This window comes from Candidatus Tenderia electrophaga (assembly GCA_001447805.1).
Classification (GTDB): Bacteria; Pseudomonadota; Gammaproteobacteria; order Tenderiales; family Tenderiaceae; genus Tenderia; species Tenderia electrophaga.
Genome location: CP013099.1, coordinates 470,787 through 487,924, shown reverse-complemented (window position 1 = coordinate 487,924; position 17,138 = coordinate 470,787). Strand labels below are relative to the sequence as shown.

At 58.8% G+C, this 17,138-nt stretch carries 17 protein-coding genes; 6 read left to right on the top strand and 11 right to left on the bottom strand.

What is annotated here, in order from left to right; all coding sequences use genetic code 11:
* Positions 1–53 precede the first annotated feature (53 nt).
* The 4 genes from Tel_02250 to Tel_02235 form a co-directional block, all read right to left on the bottom strand.
* The gene (locus tag Tel_02250; protein ID ALP52055.1) at positions 54–704 is read right to left on the bottom strand and encodes a hypothetical protein; all 651 of its coding nucleotides are present in this window, start codon (positions 702–704) and stop codon (positions 54–56) included.
* A 57-nt stretch (positions 705–761) separates the two neighbouring features.
* Positions 762–1,601 (bottom strand): shikimate dehydrogenase, encoded by an 840-nt coding sequence (gene aroE, locus Tel_02245; protein ALP52054.1) that lies wholly within the window; start codon positions 1,599–1,601, stop codon positions 762–764.
* Positions 1,602–1,620: 19 nt separating this feature from the next.
* Positions 1,621–2,589, bottom strand: a complete 969-nt coding sequence (locus Tel_02240) for a delta-aminolevulinic acid dehydratase (GenBank protein ALP52053.1) — start codon at positions 2,587–2,589, stop codon at positions 1,621–1,623.
* Positions 2,590–2,696: 107 nt separating this feature from the next.
* Positions 2,697–3,968 (bottom strand): adenylate kinase, encoded by a 1,272-nt coding sequence (locus Tel_02235; protein ALP52052.1) that lies wholly within the window; start codon positions 3,966–3,968, stop codon positions 2,697–2,699.
* Between the two features lie 210 nt (positions 3,969–4,178).
* Here Tel_02235 and Tel_02230 point away from each other — a divergent pair, with 210 nt between their 5' ends.
* Positions 4,179–5,441 (top strand): 6-phosphofructokinase, encoded by a 1,263-nt coding sequence (locus tag Tel_02230; GenBank protein ID ALP52051.1) that lies wholly within the window; start codon positions 4,179–4,181, stop codon positions 5,439–5,441.
* A gap of 42 nt (positions 5,442–5,483) precedes the next feature.
* Here the strand turns inward: Tel_02230 and Tel_02225 are convergent, their stop codons facing one another.
* Positions 5,484–7,487, bottom strand: a complete 2,004-nt coding sequence (locus Tel_02225) for a potassium transporter (protein ALP52050.1) — start codon at positions 7,485–7,487, stop codon at positions 5,484–5,486.
* A 155-nt stretch (positions 7,488–7,642) separates the two neighbouring features.
* On the opposite strand from Tel_02225, the gene Tel_02220 reads away from it, so the two are divergent.
* Entirely contained in the window at positions 7,643–8,191 is a 549-nt protein-coding gene (locus tag Tel_02220) for an inorganic pyrophosphatase (protein ID ALP52049.1), read from the top strand.
* A gap of 45 nt (positions 8,192–8,236) precedes the next feature.
* Here the strand turns inward: Tel_02220 and Tel_02215 are convergent, their stop codons facing one another.
* A complete protein-coding gene (locus Tel_02215) occupies positions 8,237–8,617 on the bottom strand; it encodes a hypothetical protein (GenBank protein ALP52048.1) in 381 nt (126 codons plus the stop codon).
* Between the two features lie 144 nt (positions 8,618–8,761).
* Here Tel_02215 and Tel_02210 point away from each other — a divergent pair, with 144 nt between their 5' ends.
* From Tel_02210 to Tel_02200, 3 genes are read left to right on the top strand one after another with little or no spacing between them, the layout of a single operon-like run.
* Entirely contained in the window at positions 8,762–9,595 is an 834-nt protein-coding gene (locus tag Tel_02210) for a diaminopimelate epimerase (protein ID ALP52047.1), read from the top strand.
* The gene (locus Tel_02205; protein ID ALP52046.1) at positions 9,592–10,341 is read left to right on the top strand and encodes a hypothetical protein; all 750 of its coding nucleotides are present in this window, start codon (positions 9,592–9,594) and stop codon (positions 10,339–10,341) included. Before Tel_02210 ends, Tel_02205 begins: the two co-directional genes overlap by 4 nt.
* Positions 10,322–11,260, top strand: coding sequence for a recombinase XerC (locus tag Tel_02200; protein ALP52045.1), 939 nt, complete (start codon positions 10,322–10,324; stop codon positions 11,258–11,260). The genes Tel_02205 and Tel_02200 overlap by 20 nt, the downstream gene beginning before the upstream one ends.
* 134 nt (positions 11,261–11,394) lie before the next feature.
* Here the strand turns inward: Tel_02200 and Tel_02195 are convergent, their stop codons facing one another.
* From Tel_02195 to Tel_02180, 4 genes are all read right to left on the bottom strand, one after another.
* Positions 11,395–12,597 carry a sodium:proton antiporter gene (locus Tel_02195; GenBank protein ID ALP52044.1) on the bottom strand — a complete coding sequence of 401 codons (1,203 nt, stop codon included), beginning with the start codon at positions 12,595–12,597 and terminating at the stop codon, positions 11,395–11,397.
* A gap of 88 nt (positions 12,598–12,685) precedes the next feature.
* Positions 12,686–13,768 carry a phosphoribosylaminoimidazole carboxylase gene (locus Tel_02190; GenBank protein ALP52043.1) on the bottom strand — a complete coding sequence of 361 codons (1,083 nt, stop codon included), beginning with the start codon at positions 13,766–13,768 and terminating at the stop codon, positions 12,686–12,688.
* Complete coding sequence (locus tag Tel_02185) at positions 13,768–14,274, bottom strand: N5-carboxyaminoimidazole ribonucleotide mutase (GenBank protein ALP52042.1); 507 nt, start codon at positions 14,272–14,274, stop codon at positions 13,768–13,770. Before Tel_02185 ends, Tel_02190 begins: the two co-directional genes overlap by 1 nt.
* A gap of 398 nt (positions 14,275–14,672) precedes the next feature.
* Positions 14,673–15,110: a hypothetical protein gene (locus Tel_02180; protein ID ALP52041.1), complete on the bottom strand. Its 438-nt coding sequence runs from the start codon at positions 15,108–15,110 to the stop codon at positions 14,673–14,675.
* Positions 15,111–15,483: 373 nt separating this feature from the next.
* Here Tel_02180 and Tel_02175 point away from each other — a divergent pair, with 373 nt between their 5' ends.
* Positions 15,484–16,653 (top strand): sodium:proton antiporter, encoded by a 1,170-nt coding sequence (locus Tel_02175; GenBank protein ID ALP52040.1) that lies wholly within the window; start codon positions 15,484–15,486, stop codon positions 16,651–16,653.
* A gap of 8 nt (positions 16,654–16,661) precedes the next feature.
* Here the strand turns inward: Tel_02175 and Tel_02170 are convergent, their stop codons facing one another.
* Entirely contained in the window at positions 16,662–17,132 is a 471-nt protein-coding gene (locus tag Tel_02170) for a 50S rRNA methyltransferase (protein ID ALP52039.1), read from the bottom strand.
* Positions 17,133–17,138: the final 6 nt, after the last annotated feature.

Sequence of the window (17,138 nt, the reverse complement as noted above, 5' to 3'; positions counted from 1 at the left end):
AACTTGCGCCTATCGTTATCAGCAACAGGTCATACCGCGATCCGCCATTGAGCTCAAGGCGCCGCCGCGTTTAGACCGAGCCGTTCCCTTAAGCCTAACAAGGCTTGGAACGGAAATCGCCTTTGGACGATATTTACGATCCACAGGGGCAGCCTACCGCGAGGGTCAGCGTGGAACATAAATTCCACACGCGCGCTATCTTTATCTTTGGGCTCAATGATATACAGCCCCTCCATGAGGATGCCGCGGACATAATCGTCACGCTCGGGCATCAACGGACTTTGGTAGGATTCCAGACGGTAGACAATACGTCCCGCCGCATCACGACTGACGCGGGAGCGGTACACGAAATCGCGGTCACGTGCCGGCCAGTGGGCATCGAAACGGCTGTAAAGCAACGCCTCGTCAGGGGATATGTTCTTAAGCACGCGGGTTTCAGTCAGGTAGGGCACCCATGCGGGTTGCTGTGCGACGGCGTCGATCACCGCCCTGACCGCTTGCGGGGATGCCGCCAGGACGGCGATAGCCTTGACCTTGACGATATCCTGCGCAACGTCCGTGGAGAGCACGCGAATCCCGTCGGCGTGTTTGATCTCCTCCCAATCGGCCCCGCCGTTATTATCCGCGGCCAGGGCGACGACCAGGAACATCAGCATAGCGCCGCCGCCAAGCAGTGCGGCGCCCAATCTATTGCAAGCCATCATTCCAACACTCGCGCCGCCGCCAACACCGTGTCATTTTATGCAACGGGGGCTAGGGTTTCAGGTGCTCATATCGGCCCTGAGCCGGGCGATGACGGGCTGAGTCTCGGGCCGCATCCCGCGCCAGAGGCAAAATGATTCAGCCGCCTGCTCCACCAGCATGCCCAGCCCATCAACCGCTTTGGCCGCACCGCGGGCCTGCGCCCATAGCTGAAACGGCGTCGCCGCGGCGCTGTACATCAGGTCATAGCAGACCGCCTGGGCGGCCAACACATCGTCGGGTAACGGCGGCATCTGCCCCTCGAGGCTGGCGGACGTCGCATTGATGACCAGGTCGAAGGGCGCCGTGCCCAGATCATCGAAGCCGCAACCGGTGATATTACCCAATTCGCGGAAGCGTCCGGCCAATTCCACGGCCTTGGCGTCGGTACGGTTGGCGATCACCAAATGGGCGGGGCGCTGCGCCAACAAGGGTGCCAGTACACCGCGCACGGCGCCACCCGCCCCCAGAATGAGTACGGCCTTGTCTTGCAAGACGATGTTGTGATTGACGCGCAGATCGCGCACCAGTCCAACACCGTCGGTATTGTCGGCGTAGCGGCTACCGTCGTCACGAAATACGATGGTGTTCACGGCCCCGGCCACGCGGGCGCGCTCACTGCGCTCGGTCACCAATGACCAGGCCTGCTGCTTGAAGGGCACGGTAATGTTCAAGCCTTTGCCCGCTTCGGCCTGAAATCGTTCCACGGCCGCGGCGAAGCCGCCTAATTCCACCAACAGGGCTTCATAGTTGATGGCCTGGCGGGTCTGACGGGCGAATTGGGTATGAATTTGCGGTGATTTGCTGTGACCGATGGGGTTGCCCATGACGGCGTAACGATCTGTACTCACTGTCTCCATCGCGACGGTATACCTGCGACTATTGTTTGAGCCATTCGGCGACTTGTTTGGCGTAATAGGTAAGGATACCGTCAGCGCCGGCACGTTTGAAGCATAGCATGGCCTCCATCACCACGGCCCGTTCGTCTAACCAGCCGTTCTGGGCGGCGGCCTTGAGCATGGCGTACTCGCCGCTGACGTGATAGGCATAGGTGGGCACACCAAACTCCGCCTTGACGCGCCGCACAATATCCAGATAGGGCATGCCCGGTTTGACCATGACCATATCGGCGCCCTCTTCCAAATCCAAGCCCACTTCGTAGACGGCCTCGTCGCTGTTGGCCGGATCCATCTGATAGGTATATTTATTGCCGGCCCCCAGATTGGCGGCCGACCCTACCGCGTCGCGGAAAGGGCCGTAGTAACTGGAGGCGTACTTGGCCGAATAGGCCAGGATACGGGTGTGAATATGGCCCTTCTGCTCCAGCGCATCGCGGATCTGGCCGATACGGCCGTCCATCATGTCGGACGGGGCCACCACGTCGGCGCCCGCTTCGGCATGGGACAGGGCCTGTTTCACCAGCACCTCTACGGTCTCGTCGTTCATGACATAACCGCGGTCATCGATCAGGCCGTCCTGACCGTGGGTGGTGAAGGGATCCAGGGCGACATCGGTAATCACCCCCAACTCGGGAAATTCTTGCTTGAGCGCGCCAACGGCACGCTGGGCCAGGCCTTCGGGATTGTATGCCTCGGCGGCATCCAGACTCTTTCTCTCAGCCGGCGTCACCGGAAACAGCGCCACGGCAGGAACACCCAGACCCACCAAGTGCTCCGCCTCTTTTAACAGCAAATCGATACTCACTCGCTCGACGCCGGGCATGGAAGGGACGGCTTCATGCTGACCCTTACCCTCGAGAATAAACATGGGGTAGATGAGGTCATCACTGCTGAGGCGATTTTCCCGCATCAAACGACGGGAAAAGTCATCACGGCGCATACGGCGCATACGCCGGGGAAGGAATAGGCCTGAAGCTGGCACGATTGTTTACCCTCTTAAAACAAAAAATGGAGCGGCATAGGCTATGCCGCTCCATTATATCGCAGTTAAATCAACTACCTTTTCTTTTTAGCCGTCTTTTTTCTGGGGGTGGCCTTTTTCTTGGCGACTTTCTTCTTGGCCGCCTTTTTCTTCGGTGCCGCTTTCTTCTTGGCGGCTACCTTCTTCTTCGCGACCTTCTTCTTCGCGACCTTCTTCTTGGTCGCCTTTTTCTTCGGTGCCGCTTTCTTCTTGGCGGCTACCTTCTTCTTCGCGACCTTCTTCTTCGCGACCTTCTTCTTGGCCGCCTTTTTCTTCGGGGCCGCCTTCTTCTTGGCGGCTACCTTCTTCTTTGCGACCTTCTTCTTGGTCGCCTTTTTCTTCGGTGCCGCCTTCTTCTTGGCGGCTACCTTCTTCTTCGCGACCTTCTTCTTGGCCGCCTTTTTCTTCGGTGCCGCCTTCTTCTTGGCGGCTACCTTCTTCTTTGCGACCTTCTTCTTGGTCGCCTTTTTCTTCGGTGCTACCGTCTTCTTGGTCGCTACCTTCTTCTTGACTGCGGACTTTTTCTTGGCCGCAGCCTTTTTCTTGGCTGATTTTTTCATCGGTTTTTCCTCTTTCGCTGCTGACAATCTCTTTGTTACTGCCGCGGCTATAGCATCTACGTCCGCCGGCATGTCATTGGCTCGCTGCTTCTCTTCTTCAATCACTTCATCGAGGAGCTTGCATATGCCGTTGAATATATCGGCAATTTCTCCCACAGCTTCAACCTTCTTAAGCTTGCCACGACTCTGGTAGTAATCCACCAACGGTGCAGTCTGCGCTTCATACACCTTGAGGCGGTTACTAATTGTCTCTTCTCGATCATCCGCGCGATGGCGCAGATTACCTCCACAGCTGTCACAGCGCCCATCGATCTTGGAGGGCGATGTATAAATATTGAATACTTGTCCGCAGGATTCACAGGTACGCCGACCGGTGAGACGCTGCATGAGCAGATCAAAGTCGACGTCCATCAGCAAGGCGACCTGCAAGGGCTTGCCGATTCGCATCAACAGTGTATCCAGGGCCTCGGCCTGGGGGATATTGCGGGGGAAACCGTCCAATATGAATCCGTCCTTGGCATCAGGTTGGGCCAGGCGCTCTTCTATCATCCCCAACACGATATCGTCCGACACCAGTTGGCCGGCATCCATCGCCGCCTTGGCTCGCAAACCGAGCGGCGTTTCAGCGGCAACGGCGGCGCGCAGCAGATCACCTGTGGATATCTGAGGGATGTGAAATTTTTCAGAGAGCAGCTTTCCTTGTGTACCTTTCCCAGACCCTGGAGCACCCAGAAGTACAATTCTCATTTCGTCAGTTCTCTCTATTTGCTGTTCTTATCAATTGATTCCAGCACGCTATCGACTGTCCCCCTTGTTACTTTGCATCGAGTATAGTCTGGAATATGGTAAAACTACATCCAAGTACTGATTAGGTCAATCGATTAACAAAATTATTTTGGCTTCACTGTCAAGACATCTCGCATTAATTCCACAACTCAATTCAACGAGGTCACTGCCATGACGAAAAAAAATGCCTTTTATGCACAGTCAGGAGGCGTTACTGCAGTCATTAACGCATCCGCCTGTGGCGTGATAGAAACCGCACGGCAACACAAAGACAAAATCGGCAACGTATACGCGGGACGCAACGGTATTATCGGCGCCTTGACCGAAGATCTCATCGATACCGGCAAGGAGAGCGCCGCCAATATCGCCGCGCTGCGTCATACACCCGGCGGCGCCTTCGGGTCCTGCCGTTACAAACTTAAAGGCATCGAGGAGAACCGCGCCCAATACGAGCGTTTGATCGAGGTCTTTAAGGCACATGACATCGGTTATTTCTTTTATAACGGCGGCGGCGATTCGCAGGACACTGCACACAAGGTCTCGCAAATCGGTGCCGAATTGGGTTACCCCATCACCTGTGTCGGTATTCCCAAGACCGTGGACAACGACCTGCCCATTACCGATAACTGCCCCGGTTTCGGCTCAGTGGCAAAATACGTCGCCGTCTCCACCCGCGAGGCGGCCTATGACGTGGCCTCCATGGCCAAGACATCCACCAAGATCTTCGTTATGGAGGTTATGGGGCGGCATGCCGGCTGGATCGCCGCCGCGGCCGGGCTGGCGCAAGAGCAGGAAGGCGATGCACCGCACATCATCCTGTTTCCGGAAGTCGCCTTCGACCAGGCGAAATTTCTCAAACAGGTGGACAAGGCGGTGAAGAAGTACGACTACTGCGTGATCGTGGTCTCCGAAGGCGTGCGCGACAAAGACGGCAAATTCCTGTCCGACTCGGGCATCAAAGATGCCTTCGGCCATGCCCAACTCGGCGGCGTGGCACCCATGCTCGCCAATCTGATCAAGCACGAGCTGGGACATAAATTCCATTGGGCGGTGGCCGACTACCTGCAGCGCTCGGCGCGGCATATCGCTGCCAAGACCGATGTGGAACAGGCTTATGCCCTGGGCAAGGCGGCGGTGGAGTTGGCGCTAAAGGGCAAAAACGCGGTCATGCCCACCATCGTGCGCAAATCCAACAAACCCTATCGCTGGACGATCGGCGAAGCGAAATTGGCGGATGTCGCCAACGTGGAAAAGATGATGCCCAAGAATTTCATCAGCCGTAACGGCTTTGAGATCACCGATGCCTGCCGCGAATATCTGGCACCGTTGATCAAGGGCGAGGACTATCCGCCCTATAAAAACGGCCTGCCGCAATACGCGCGCATGAAAAACGTCGCCGTCGCCAAAAAGCTGAAGGCCCGATTCAAAATCTAAACCGGCAAAGAAACAGCCCCTCCGTCGAGGGGCTGTGGCGGGCTATAACAAGGGCGCGATTACCAGACTCACGATCGCCAGCACGTTGATTAGGATATTCATGGAAGGCCCGGAGGTATCCTTGAATGGATCGCCGACGGTATCGCCGACCACGCAGGCCTTGTGTACATCCGAGCCCTTGCCGCCCAGCTCGCCCTTCTCGACATATTTCTTGGCGTTATCCCAGGCGCCGCCGGCGTTGGCCATGGTCAGGGCCAGCAACACACCGCTCACCAAGGCGCCGCCGAGCATACCGCCCAATGTTTCCGGACCGAAGGTGAACCCTACTACGATGGGCGCCGCGACAGCCAAGACACCGGGTAGGACCATCTTTTTCAGCGCCGCCTTAGTGGCGATATCCACACAGCGGGCGCTGTCCGGCTTGCCGGTCCCCTCAAGCAGCCCCGGGATTTCGCGAAACTGGCGCCGGATTTCATGGATCATGTCGAAGGCGGCGTCACCCACGGCGGTCATGGTCAGGGCCGAGACCAGAAACGGGAATCCCGCGCCGAGAAACATACCCATCAAGACACGCGGGTTATCCAACGCCAGACTGAAATCCGCCACGTGCCGGGTAATCTCCTGAGTGAAGGCGGCAATGATGGCCAAGGCCGCCAGGGCGGCGGCACCGATGGCGAAGCCCTTACCGATGGCTGCCGTGGTATTGCCCAGCTCATCCAGACTGTCGGTGATCTTGCGCGTCTCGGGGCCCAGCTCGCTCATCTCAGCGATGCCGCCGGCATTGTCCGCCACCGGACCGTAGGCGTCGATGGCCATGGTGATGCCCACGGTGGCCAGCATACCCACTGCGGCGATGCCGACACCGTACAGGCCGCACAACTCGGTGGAGATGAAGATGATCATGAAGAGAGTGAGGACCGGGATCAAGGTGGAGCGCATGCCCGTTGCCAAGCCGCTAATCATCACCGTGGCCGGACCGGTCTCGCCCGAACGGGCGATATGCCGCACCGGCGCGCCGCCGGTGTAATACTCGGTCACCAGCCCGATCACCATACCCCCCAGCGCGCCCGCCAGTACCGCACCCCATACCGCGGCCGAAATCCCCAGCATCAACACCACCAGCAATGCAACGACAATGAAGGCCGCGGCGGCGCCAAGTGTACCGATACGCAAGGCGGTCTGCGCCGGCTTGCGGGAGGAGGCGCGCACCAGATAGATGCCGCCGATGGAACAGAGCAAGCCGGCCGAGGAAAGGGCCAGGGGCAAGAACATCAGATCCTGACGCTCGCCCAATTCGGCCACCAGATTCATACTTAGCGTTGAGGCCATGGCAATCGTGGCGATCATGGCGCCGCAATACGATTCGAAGATATCCGAACCCATGCCGGCCACATCGCCTACGTTATCCCCCACATTGTCGGCGATCACACCCGGGTTGCGCGGATCGTCTTCGGGGATGCCGGCCTCCAGCTTGCCCACCAGGTCGGCGCCCACATCGGCGCTCTTGGTATAGATGCCACCGCCCACACGCGCAAACAGCGCCACGCTCGAGGCCCCCATGCCGAAACCGTGGATCATGTGAGCGGTTTCCGGATCACCGCCGAAGATCAGATAGAGAAACCCCAAACCCAGCAAGCCGACAGAGGCCACCGCCAGCCCCATGATGGAGCCGCCGGAAAACGCCACACTCAAGGCCTGCGCCACCCCCTGGGTATGGGCCGCAGTGGTGGTCCGCACGTTGGCCTGAGTGGCGGAATACATGCCGATATAGCCGGCACTGGCCGAGGCCAGCGCGCCGACGACAAAGGCGAAGGCGGTGCCAACGCCCAGGGTGAACAACAAAAACAGGGTCACGATCGCGGCGAAGATGGCAAGCGTGACATATTCGCGCTTGAGGAACACCATCGCCCCCTCGTGGATGGCATCGCCGATCTCCTGCACCTTGCCCTCCCCCGCCGGCCATTTGAGCACGTCGCGGTAGAGCCTATAGGCCACCCACAATCCCACCCCGCCCAATAACGGGGGTAACAGTTCGACCACTGCCATAAAACCTCCCTCTTATCTATACAAAGCCCCTTGAGGCCGGTGAAATTGCGCTCAATATAATTTGTTCGTATATATAGATAGCACGCCTGCCTATTAGCGCAAGGCGGCCACTCCATATATAATGTGCGCCTTTTGTGGACAAGTGAGGAAGAAAAATGAATCTGGACAGAGTGGATTCGGGGAAAGATATCCCTAACAACGTCAACGTCATTATCGAAATCCCCGCCCATAGCGACCCGGTAAAATACGAAGTCGATAAAGACACCGGCGCCATGTTCGTCGACCGCTTCATGGCCACCGCCATGTTCTATCCCTGCAACTACGGCTATGTGCCCCACACTCTGTCCGAAGACGGCGACCCGGTCGACATGCTGGTGATCACCCCCCATGCGCTGATCAGCGGCTCCGTCATCCGCGTGCGCCCCATCGGTGTATTGAAAATGACCGACGAATCAGGGGTAGATGCCAAAGTCTTGGCGGTGCCGCAGGGCAAACTCACCGATCGCTATGATCACATCAAAGACATCGAGGACATGCCCAAACAGCTGTTGAGCCAGATCGCTCACTTCTTCGAACACTACAAAGATCTGGAAAGCGGCAAGTGGGTCAAGATCGACGGTTGGGGCGATGCCGAAGAGGCCAAGGCCGAGATCATCTCCAGCATCGAGCGCTTCAATGCCGCGCCTGAAAAACCGCACTTCTAAATGACGCCGAACCCGCCGGGCCGCGCAGCGCCCCGGCGGATCGCTTCACAAGCTCGGTGTCGCGCGCCGGTGGCGGGACTCGAAGACCTCCTGACACTCGATACAACGGCTGGCGGCTGGCTGGCTCTGGAGCCGCGCCGGCGCGATCTCCCCGCCGCAATCGATGCACCGGCCATACTGACCCGTCTCCATGCGATCCAACGCGGCGCGAATATCCATTAACTCCTGGGTATCGATTTCAGCAATGGCCATGTCCACCCCGGACAACAGTTCCACCAGGGCTTCATCACCGCTATCACGCACCTGCCCGACCAATTGATCATGGCCGGCGGCAGCCAGTGCATCGCTGATGATCTGCCGCAACTCGGCCAGGCGCGTCTCCAGCCGCTGCTTCAGTTGTTGAAGTTGTTCATTACTTAGGGCCATTGCTGCCTCCTTAGGTTGTGGCTTCATTGACTCCATCGATATTCATAATCCTAGTCAATTCGGCCGGAAATTGAACCTCCCCTGACACCGGGGCGGCACGGCAAAACACATCTATATTCCTGATTTACGTGCTAAACTGGCCGAATGCAACGCCTCAATTTCACGAAAATGCACGGCCTGGGCAACGACTTCGTAGTCATCGATGCCATAAACCAGACGGTCAAACTCAGCCCCGAGCAGATCCGCCGTATCGCCGACCGTCATTTCGGCGTCGGCTGCGACCAACTGTTGCTGGTGCAAAAGGCGCTCACCGGCGAGGCGGACTTCGGCTATCGCATCTTCAACGCCGACGGCGGCGAAGTGGAACAATGCGGCAACGGCGCGCGCTGCTTCGCCCGCTTCGTGCGCGACCGCCAACTCACCCACAAAGACGAAATCGCCGTCGAGACCAAGACCGGCATCATCTATCCGCGTCTGGAACAGGACGGCCAGGTAACCGTCAATATGGGCGCCCCCAAGTTCGATCCCGCCAGCCTGCCCTTTGACGCCGACGGCCCGCAGGACAGCTATACGCTCAAAATTAAAGACCAAGAGATCCGCATCGGCGCCATATCCATGGGCAATCCCCACGCCGTGTTACAGGTCAAGGATGTGGATACCGCGCCCGTGTCACTGCTGGGGCCGGCCATCAGCGCTCATGCCGCCTTTCCCCGCGGGGTGAATGTCGGTTTCATGCAGATCCTGGCGCGCGACCATATCCGCCTGCGTGTCTACGAGCGCGGCGCCGGCGAGACGCTGGCCTGCGGCACCGGCGCCTGCGCCGCCACAGTCGTCGGCCATCGCCTGGGCGAACTGGACGACACGGTAAACGTCGATTTGCCCGGCGGACAACTATTGATACGCTGGCTGGGCGACCATCAGCCCGTCTGGATGACAGGCCCCGCCACTTACGTTTTTGAAGGAAGTATAGAAATATGAGCAGCAAGCAGAATTCCCAGCCCCAAGGTCCCGCCATGATCGACGCCGAAACCATTGCCGAATATCTGCACCAGAATCCGGAATTTTTCGAACAAAATCCGGACGTGCTGGCCGAGCTCAACATCAGTCATCAGCTCAGCGGCGCGGTGTCGCTGATCGAGCGTCAGATCACCACCCTGCGTGAGCAGAATCTGAAGCTCAAGACCCAGCTGGAAAATCTGATCCAGATCGCCCGTGACAACGATCAGCTCAACGAACGCATGCACACTCTGACCCTGGCGGTGATGGACGCCGACAGCCTGAACGAGATTTACATCGCCCTGGACGACAGTCTGCGCGGCGAATTCGGCGCCGACGCGGTCACCGTCAAGCTGTTCGTCGACACGGCGCAGGCCGACATCGACGCGGACAACGACCTCATGCAGACCATCTTCGTACCGATGGACGATCCGCGCCTGGACGGCTTCAGACAAATCCTGGGCCACGAAAAACCGGTCTGCGGCGCACTCAAGCCGGAACAACTGGGCTACATGTTCGGCGAGGTCGCCGAGCAGATCAAATCCACCGCTCTGATCCCGCTGGGCGGCGAGCATTGCTCTGCGCGGGGCTGCAACTATCTCGGCATCCTCGCTATCGGCAGCCATGATGAACGCCGTTTTCACACCAACATGGGCACCCTGTTTCTCAGCAACCTGGGCGAAATCCTGAGTCGCGCCATCCGCCCCTATGTCGCCGACAACAAATGATGACAGCGCCACCGCTCAGCCCGACCCCGGGCTGATCGATGATTTCCTCGCCTATCTGCAACATGAACGGCGCGTCTCGCCCCACACCCTCAGCAACTATCGCCGCGATCTCAACAAGCTCAGTGAATACTGCCGCGAACAGCTAATCGGCGACTGGCAGGAGCTGCGCGATCATCATATCCGCGCATTCGTCGCGCGACTGCGCCGCAACGGCCTGGCGGGACGCAGCCTGCAGCGCTGCCTGTCGGCCATCCGCTCCTTCTACAACTATCTGCAACGCGAAGGCCTGGCGCGCCTCAATCCCGCCGCCTCGGTGAGCGCACCCAAGCAACAGCGAGCCCTGCCGGACCTGCTCGATGTCGATCAGATGGCCCGGCTACTGGACATCAAATCCGACGACGTCCTCAGCCGGCGCGACTGGGCCATCATGGAATTGATGTACTCCTCCGGCTTGCGCCTCAGTGAACTGGCCGCTCTCGACTTGAACGATATCGATCTAGCCGACCAGACCGTGCGCATCACCGGTAAGGGCGCCAAGACCCGCATCGCCCCCATCGGCCGCTTCGCCTTGGAAGCCCTGCGACAGTGGTACAAACGCCGGGCCGAGCTGGCGGCGCAAGGCGAAACGGCGATATTCCTCAGCCGCCACGGCAAACGCCTGTCGGCGCGCGCCATCCAGGAACGCATGCGTCAGTGGGCAGTGAAACAGGGCCTGGACAAACACGTACATCCACACATGCTGCGGCACTCCTTTGCCAGTCATTTACTGGAATCCTCCGGCGATCTGCGCGCGGTGCAGGAGTTGCTCGGCCACGCCGATATCAGCACCACCCAGATCTATACCCATGTCGACTTTCAACACCTGGCCAGCGTCTACGACAAGGCCCATCCGCGCGCCAGAAAAAAGAAAAGCGGTTAATACGAGGCACAGCACTGTGCCGCCATTGGCCTTCAGTCAATGGGCGCCCGGCAAACTCCAGCAGACGCACACTCTGCACCAGGTTTTACCGGGCGCCAATCGACCAGCTCAGCACGACCGATTCGATTGCCGGATTAATAGTATCTGGCCAGGCGGGTGTAGGCCCACTTCATCACCAAGGGCGGCAGCAAGGTGGTCAAGGCAATCACGATCACCAGACCGGCATAGACCTCGGCGGAATAGATACCGCTGACGCGCCCCAACTCCGCAAAGATCAAGCCCACTTCACCGCGCGGCACCATGGCAGTGCCGATCATCCAGCGCAGCGGCCAGGACTCCTTAATCGCCAGGACACCGATCATCTTGCCGAGCACCGCCACCACCAGCATGGAACCGGAAAAGGCCCAGATAAACGGCGAGCCCCAATCGATCTCATGCAGATTCAGCGACAGCCCCACCATGACAAAAAAGATCGGCGTGAACAGTTGAATAATGGGTTTCATCTGTGCCTCGATCTTGGCGGCGAACTGGGGATCGGTGCGCAGCGCGATACCGAAGGGCAGAAAGAAGCGCCGCGACAGCGCCAAGCCCGCGGCAAAGCCGCCCAACAATTCAGGCGCACCCATGGTGTGGGCCAGCCAGGCGAAAAACAGCACTAGCGAAACGATGGTGGTGGGAATCAGGCCGGGCAATCCCGTCACGCCGTCGAAGTGACGGATCACCAGGGAAATCAGCTTGGCGGCGATGGGCGCCATGACGAAAAAGGCGGCCACGAAGATAAACACCTTGCCCACGTTGGTCAGACTGACGCCGCCGCCGAGGGAGAATTCATACAGCAAGGCCAGCAGGATGACGCCCATGATGTCGTCGAGCACAGCCGCGCCCAACACCACCTGACCCTCGCGCGACTGCTGCCGACCCAAGTCCGTCAACACGCGCACGGTAATGCCGATGCTGGTGGCCGTCAGGGTACCGCCAATAAACAAGGCCACCAAGGACGGCAAGTCGAACACAACGACCGCAAGCACGAAGCCCAGCGCCAGCGGCAACAGGAACCCGGCCAGGGCCACCACCACCGACTCATTACCGCTGTGAATCAGGCGTCGCACATCGGTGTTCAAGCCCACTTCGAACAACAACAGAATGATGCCGATCTCGGCCAACAAACGGATCGCCTGCACCGGGTCGACCCAACCCAGAAGGCTCGGCCCCAGCACCACACCGGCGAGCAACTCACCGATCACCGAGGGCGATTTCAGACGCGTCGCCAACTCGGCGAAGATACGCGCCGTCAGCAGAACCAACAGCAGGTGGAGAAAGAAACTATGGGCTTCCATGGCGTCATCCGGATGTGTCTGACTACAAGCTTAGACACAATCCAGCGGCTGTCACAGCCCGCCGCCTAGCGCAATAACAACGCGGTTTTTATTCCCCGGCCAGCGCGAGGACGCGTTTGAGCCCGGCCTCCAGTGCGGCGCGGCTTTCGGCGCACAAATTGATATGACCGACCTTGCGCCCGGGACGCGGCGCCTTGCCATAGAGGTGCAGGTGAGCGTGGCTGTTGACCAGCACGTCCGCCTGCGCCGGAATGGTACCGACCAGGTTGACCATGGCGCTATGGCCGACGGCGTCCGTCGACCCCAGCGGCAAACCCAGCACGGCGCGCAAATGATTCTCAAACTGACAGGTCGCGGCGCCGTCCTGGGTCCAGTGCCCGGAGTTATGCACCCGCGGCGCAAACTCATTGGCCAACAGGCGATTATCGGCCTGAAACAATTCCAGGGCCAGCACACCGACATAGTCCAGTTCCTTCATCAGGCGTGCGGCGTAACTCGCCGCCTGGCCCTGCATCGGGTCGTCGGGCCGGGCAATGGAGAGGCGCAAAACGCCGTCACGATGACTATTCTCGGTGAGCGGATAACACACCACTTCGGCCGTGGTGCTGCGCACGGCGATAATCGAAACTTCACGCGCGAAGGGTACGAAGGCTTCGACAATGGCGGGCACGCCGCCCAGGGATTGCCAAGCCGGCGCCAGATCGTCGGGCCGTTTCAAAATCGCCTGACCCTTGCCGTCATAGCCCTGGGTGCGCGTCTTGACCACAGCCGGCCAGCCCACCTGATCCATGGCTTGTTGTAATTCTTCAAGGCTGTTGACCGCAACGAAATCCGGGGTGTCGACACCCAGACGGCGAAACAGCGTCTTTTCATTGAGCCGATCCTGTGCCGCCGCCAAGGCCTGTGGCGGCGGATACACCGCCACCTTGTCGGCGAGATAGGCCACCGCCTGTGCCGGCACATTCTCGAATTCATAGGTGACGATGTCGGCCTGTTGCGCCAATTCGGCCAACAAGGCCTGATCGTCATAATCGCCCTGCATGTGCTCGGCCACGGGCGCGGCGCAGACATCCGGCGCCGGGTCCAACACGATAAAGTTCAGCCCCAGCGGATAACCGGCCAGCGCCAGCATGCGCGCCAACTGACCGCCGCCGAGAATTCCAACCACCATCAATCCTGCTCCCGCGGATCGGGCTTGGCCAATACCTTATCCGTCTGGGCCGTGCGAAACCGCTTCAAGGCATCGCGATACTCGGGATACTTATTGCCCAGCATGGCCGCCGCCAGCAAGGCGGCATTGGCGGCACCGGCCCTGCCGATGGCCAAGGTCCCCACCGGAATCCCGGCCGGCATTTGCGCGATCGACAGCAGCGAGTCCATGCCGTTGAGCGCCTTGGATTGCACCGGCACGCCCAGCACCGGCACCACCGTCTTGGCCGCCACCATGCCGGGCAGATGGGCGGCGCCGCCGGCACCGGCGATAATCACTTCGATACCCCGGTGTTCGGCGGCCTCGGCATATTGAAATAACTTGTCCGGCGTGCGGTGCGCGGAGACCACCTCCACCTCGTGCGGAATCCCTAACTGCTCCAAGGCCTCGGCGGCGTGGCGCATGGTGTCCCAATCCGAGGTCGAGCCCATAATGATTCCCACCAGCGGTTTATTTTTTGTGTTCATGCAGACGCCCATCTGATTTATCGCTAAATTTGTCGGGCAATTATATCAGTTTGCGGCGCTTAGCCCGCATTTCTCACCAGGGGCGCGCGAGCAGACGCATGATTCGCGCTCCTAGGCGCCGCGCTGGAGCGCTTGTGCTTTTGGTAAAGGGGTAGCTGTATATCGCTGCGCGTTGAGTCAAGCGCACGCATACGGGCGCGAAGACCCGCTTGAAGCGCGCCAGGCCAAGGGCGTGAACAGTGTGTGATTGTCCGGTTGATCGACATTCTCGAGAGTCCATCGTCAGCTTCAATCACCGGCATCTCAGCCCTTGGCCGGATGTAACAACAAAAAAAAGGCCCGTACCGCGGGCCTTTTTCCAGCAGCCCTAAGCCGGGCTGCTTGTCGTCGGGACGGCTTTAAGCCTTTTTCTTACGACGCGTCTTTTTCTTACGACGGCTCTTTTTCTTGGCAGCAGCGGCAGCACTACGATTGTAGGCCTTTTCCCATTTCGCCAGGAAACTGGCCACGGCCTTCTCCTTGGCCGCCTCTTTCTTCTTGATGGTATCAATGGCCGACATGGCGTCCTTGACCGCGGCATTGGCCTCGGTTACGGATGCCCTGGCGGTCTTGACCGCTTCAATGGCCTTGGATTTGGCCGCGCGGGCTCTGGCCACGGCATTCTTGGCTGCGGCGGTCTTCTTGCTCTTGGCTGCCGCAGCGGCCTTTTTCACGCGCGCGTCTTCAGCATCCTTTTTGGCAGTCGCCTTGGCCAGCGCAGCATTGGCTCGCTCCTGAGCCTTTACCGCACGGCTTGCTGCGGTGATCGCCTTTTTGTGCTCGGCGTCGATCGGCATTTCATTAAGAATCTTCGCAACTGATACCGTTGGCTTACGACGTGCCTTGGCACGAGCAGTACGCGCCTTCTTTTTCGTTGCTCTTTTTACCATTAAAAATTCTCCATTTTATTTGCTTCAAAAAGAGTGCGGACTCATTTTAGTTTCAAATGATAGATGAATGCAAAAAGAACTGCTCATGCCATCATCCAACTCATCATCGACCCCACCTGCGAGAATATTAGACCAGGGTTCAAAAAATTAAAAACATCCAAGCACGCAAAGTCGCAATAAATTTCAGACAAGCATTAAAAACCACAAACACACGGCGATAACCTTCGTGCAAATTTATGCTTGAGTCGCCGCAAAGACGGTCAATATACTGACACTAGACATGGAAACCGGCACACAGTTTTTATTGGCGATCGGCGCAATCCTGCTCGCGGGCTTGGCAACCGACGCGCTGGGACGTCACACCTTTTTACCGCGCATCACCCTATTGCTTATCTTCGGCATCGTAATCGGCGAAGAGGGCTTCGATCTCATTCCGGAATTTTTCAGTGCGCGCTTTGAAATCATCACCAACATGACGCTGCTGATGGTCGGATTTTTAATGGGCGGCATGCTGACCAAGAAGACATTTCAGCAGTCGGGCAAAAAGATCCTTTCTATCTCCATCAGCGCCGCCATAGTCACCACCATGATTGTCAGCCTGGCCTTGATCGCATTCGGAATGCCTCTGGAAATCGCCATATTGCTGGGCTGTATCGCCTCGGCCACCGATCCCGCGGCCACGGTGGACACTGCGATTGAATCGGGATACCGAGGCAATTTTTCCAAAATACTGTTCGCCATCGTCAGCCTGGACGACGGCTGGGGCCTGATCCTGTTCAGCCTGGGCATGGCGACTGTCACCGTGCTTAACGGCTCTGGCGACGAATACTCGTTTGTCTTGGCGGCCGTACACGAGATCGGCGGCGCGGTTGTGCTCGGACTCACTGTTGGCTTACCCGCCGCCTATCTCACCGGCCGGATTAAACCCGGACAACCGATGTTGACCGAGGCCCTGGGCGTAGTGTTTGTTTGCGGTGGCTTGGCCTTATGGCTGGAAGTCTCGTTTTTGATCGCCGCCATGGTGCTGGGCGCAACCATCACCAATCTGGCCAAGCACCATGAATATCCCTTTCACGCCATCGAGGGAGTCGAATGGCCGTTGATGGCGATCTTTTTCGTGTTGGCGGGTGCGTCGTTGAATCTTTCCCACGTCAAAGAGATCGCCTTGATCGGTGTCATCTATTGTGTATTCCGCGCTGTCGGCAAGATCGGCGGCGCCGGCTTCGGCGCTTATCTTTGCAGTGCCGATCAGGGCACACGACGCTGGATGGGGATGGCGATGTTACCGCAGGCGGGTGCCGCCATGGGCATGGCCTTAATGGCCGCCGCTGAGTTTCCCGAATATCGTCAGGTATTGTTGTCGGTGGTGATCAGCAGCACCATATTCTTCGAGATCATCGGCCCGATCATGACCCGCATCGCCATTCGGCGCGGCGCAGCTGTGGAATAACAGACCCACTACTCGCGATGATAGGGATGGCCCTGGGTAACGCTCCAGGCACGATACAACTGTTCGGCGAGAAGCACGCGCACCAGCGGGTGCGGCAGGGTCAATTTCGATAAGGCCCAACGTTGCTCGGCACGCTGTTTACATCCATGTGACAAACCATCGGCCCCGCCCACCAGCAGGGCGATGTCACGGCCGTCCTGCATCCAGCCCTGCATCTGTTCGGCCAGATGCAGGGTGGTCCATTGCTTGCCGCCCTCGTCCAGGGCGATGACGTGGGCAGGCGCGGGAATGGCATTGATGATTTTGGCACCTTCTTCCTCAATCGCCCGCCGGGGATCGCTGCGTTTGCTGCGCTGGCCCGGGGCGATTTCGGTAAGCTTTAGACTGAAACTTTGCGGCAGGCGTTTGGCGTATTCCTCATAGCCCTGCTTGACCCAGGCGGGCATTTTCTGCCCGACGGCGATGAGGTGAATATGCATGAAATG